This window comes from Vibrio sp. RM-69-4 (assembly GCF_024743775.1).
Taxonomy (GTDB): Bacteria; Pseudomonadota; Gammaproteobacteria; order Enterobacterales; family Vibrionaceae; genus Vibrio; species Vibrio anguillarum.
Window position 1 is genome coordinate 1 of sequence record NZ_JAMQXI010000059.1, and the last position, 2,777, is coordinate 2,777.

Sequence of the window (2,777 nt, forward strand, 5' to 3'; positions counted from 1 at the left end):
GCGGTTTTAGTGCAAAATTGCAGTTCAGTGTTTACGGTGTGTTTTTTGAGTTCGGCAATGCGTTGTCAACCCCTTAGCCGGGCGTTAGGCAAAGTGAGTTTTTATCAGCTAAATCGAGTTTGAATTGAACGGTAAATTCCATGTTTTGTGCCTAAACTTAAGCAATAAATAATCATCACATATTTGCTGTTTCTTGATCGCGTTGGGTTACTTATCGTTGTGAATTTAGCGGCAAAATAACCTTCAGCATCCAAACGTCCGCCGAGCATGCTACGCTCGTCACTTTTCTTCAAAACCGCTCAATTTTAGTTTTTTGGTTTCTTTGCTGAATTAGGGTTTTGGTTTATAAATGAATCGGTTAGTTTGTTTCAAGTTTACAAAAAAGCTCGTTCTTTGGTTGTGAAAGTATCGTTGTTAATCTATTGGCCTAACAAACGGCTCAAGAGGGATTGCCAACGCATGGCGACTTTAGTGCCAAATTGAAGTTCAGTGTTTACAGTGTGTTTTTTAAGTTCGGCAGTGCGTTGTCAACCCCTTAGCCGGGCGTTATGCTTAATCACCAAAAATCAGTGATTTATGTTTTTTCTTTGTTCCCTCGGCTTGTAAGTTTCGTGCTCGTCGGCAAATTGACTTCAGTGGGCGCTGTTTTATGGACATCCATTCTTGGGCGCTAAAAATTCTGAGAGTTGCCTCAGTCAATTTTCGGGCAAGCACGAGGTTATGGCGGTTGGCTCAATCAGCAATTTGATCTTAGGTTTTTGAGTATTAGCGGCCAAAGTTCAATGTCTGATTTTCAAAATCATGAGTCATTTCCGTTTTTTAGGTTTTGGCTTTTGTTTGTGAATCAAGGTCTAGTTAATCTTGGTTTTATTAAAACGTAAGTCATTGAATCTTAAGCATAACAAAGCGTTTAAGTGGGATTTGGCACGCGTGGCATTTTCAGTTTGCGTTGAGTTCGGTGGTTACGGCACTGTGCGGTAGCTTTTGTATTGCGTGCCTGCACCCCTTAACGCGGCGTTATGCTTAATCACCAAAAATCAGTGGGTTATGGTCTTTCTTTGTTCCCTTGGCTTGTGAGTTTTGTGTTTCTCGGCAAGTTGGCTTCAGTGGGCGCTGTTTTCCGGACAATTATTCTTTGGCGCTGGAAATTCAGAGCGTTGCCTCAATCAATTTTTTGGGCAAGTGCGAGGTTAGGGCGGCTGGCTCAATTAGAAATTTGATCTTAGTTTTATGGTCTTGGATAGCTGAAATTCGAAGTATGTTTTTCAAAACTATGAGTTGTTTCGGTTTTCTACGTTTTGGTTTTTGTTTATGAATCAAAGTCGAGTTAATCTTGGTTCAGATAAAACGTAAGTCATTGAAGCTTAAGCATAACAAAGCGTTCAAGAGGGACTTGGCACGCGTGGCATTTTCAATTTGCGTTGGGTTTAGTGGTTAAGTTGTATGCGGTCACTTTTGTATTGCGTGCCTGCGCCCCTTAACGCGGCGTTATGTTTTCGGGATAACTTGAGGAAAAGAGATGGATTTCATTTGGTTGGTTTTAGTTTTAGGCGCGGCGGCAACATTCTACTATTTCATATCATATTCGAAGCCACAGGATGATGATTGGCACAAATTGCCGACACTTGAGAACTATTTGATAAAGCATCCTGAATGTAAAACGGCAGATCCAGAAAGTGCTAAATGCTTTAGTTGTGGTTCAGACAAAGTGATTTTTCAACCATTAACAGCTCATGCAGATCCTCGTTATAAACATATTTGCTTATCATGCAAAAAAATACTTTTTAGAAGTAAGGCAATAATGTCTTAAACTAGTTGCGAATCCTAAGGTTATTTTTAATAAAATCAGCTGCTTGGAATAAAACATAACAAACGCTTCAAGAGGGATTGCCAACGCGTGGCGGTTTTAGTGCAAAATTGAAGTTCAGAGTTTACAGCGTGTTTTTTGAGTCCGGCGGTGCGTTGTCAACCCCTTAGCCGGGCGTTATGTGCTAGTGTACGCCGAATTCTTTACTATGATTTCATTAATAAAGACTACTGTGGCAATGTGATAGGATTTTTGTTATGGAAGATAGAAAAATGAGTGAGGTCGAAGATCCCAAGTCACCGTGTATTAGACAGTGCTGTTTAGATGAGATGGATATTTGTTTGGGATGTTTCAGATCGTTGAATGAAATTATTGATTGGCATTCTTCAACGATAATTGAAAAGAACAAGATTCTTATTGCATGCCGTCAAAGAAGGGAATTGGCTCAAAAATCGAGGTTTTAGCTTTCTCTAAAAGTATTACTGGTGATAATTTTGTCTAAGTTGGCTGAGAATTTGTTAGAAAATGAGCATATAAAAACGGCCCTTGACGTCGTGGGCCGCTGATATTTAGTAATGCAAGGCTAGTGCTCAGGTGTTTCTAGCAGCTTAATTGCACTTTCAACTGCATTATTGATCGCTTGGTCATTTTCAAGTTTTCCTGAACTTGCTGGCCCAAGGGCTCTAGAGTATAGAGCTAATTGTTTGTCCAAAGGTAAGCCCAACTGTTCATACAGATTTTCGCGAATTTTTGCATGTTGTTCAGGGTCTTGGTTTGCAAGGCTAATAAGTGTTTCATAAATAAGAGCTTTCATATCATGTCCATTTTATTATAGTTAACTTGGTGCGTATGGATTATAGCTGAGCCCTTAATGTAAATCTTGTGCAACAATCACATAACAAACGGCTCAAGAGGGATTGCCAACGCGTGGCGACTTTAGTGCAAAATTGCAGTTCAGTGTTTACAGTGT

At 39.9% G+C, this 2,777-nt stretch carries 4 protein-coding genes; 3 read left to right on the forward strand and 1 reads right to left on the reverse strand.

The window, feature by feature from the left end; genetic code table 11:
* Window positions 1-1,019 precede the first annotated feature (1,019 nt).
* From NB504_RS08680 to NB504_RS08690, 3 genes are all read left to right on the forward strand, one after another.
* Window positions 1,020-1,220, forward strand: a complete 201-nt coding sequence (locus NB504_RS08680; RefSeq protein WP_258428655.1) for a hypothetical protein — start codon at window positions 1,020-1,022, stop codon at window positions 1,218-1,220.
* 299 nt (window positions 1,221-1,519) lie between these two features.
* Window positions 1,520-1,810: a hypothetical protein gene (locus NB504_RS08685; protein WP_017048470.1), complete on the forward strand. Its 291-nt coding sequence runs from the start codon at window positions 1,520-1,522 to the stop codon at window positions 1,808-1,810.
* A 254-nt stretch (window positions 1,811-2,064) separates the two neighbouring features.
* The gene (locus NB504_RS08690) at window positions 2,065-2,271 is read left to right on the forward strand and encodes a DUF1289 domain-containing protein (protein ID WP_013868596.1); all 207 of its coding nucleotides are present in this window, start codon (window positions 2,065-2,067) and stop codon (window positions 2,269-2,271) included.
* A gap of 119 nt (window positions 2,272-2,390) precedes the next feature.
* On the opposite strand, the gene NB504_RS08695 is transcribed toward NB504_RS08690, so the two are convergent.
* On the reverse strand, window positions 2,391-2,621 hold the full coding sequence (locus NB504_RS08695; RefSeq protein WP_013868597.1) for a PAS factor family protein: 231 nt from the start codon (window positions 2,619-2,621) through the stop codon (window positions 2,391-2,393).
* Window positions 2,622-2,777 lie beyond the last annotated feature (156 nt).

Bases quoted from the DNA above. Each gene is read 5' to 3' on its own strand.
- NB504_RS08680 (WP_258428655.1), top strand. From the start codon at position 1,020: ATGCTTAATCACCAAAAATCAGTGGGTTATGGTCTTTCTTTGTTCCCT.
- NB504_RS08685 (WP_017048470.1), top strand. From the start codon at position 1,520: ATGGATTTCATTTGGTTGGTTTTAGTTTTAGGCGCGGCGGCAACATTC.
- NB504_RS08690 (WP_013868596.1), top strand. From the start codon at position 2,065: ATGGAAGATAGAAAAATGAGTGAGGTCGAAGATCCCAAGTCACCGTGT.
- NB504_RS08695 (WP_013868597.1), bottom strand. From the start codon at position 2,621: ATGAAAGCTCTTATTTATGAAACACTTATTAGCCTTGCAAACCAAGAC.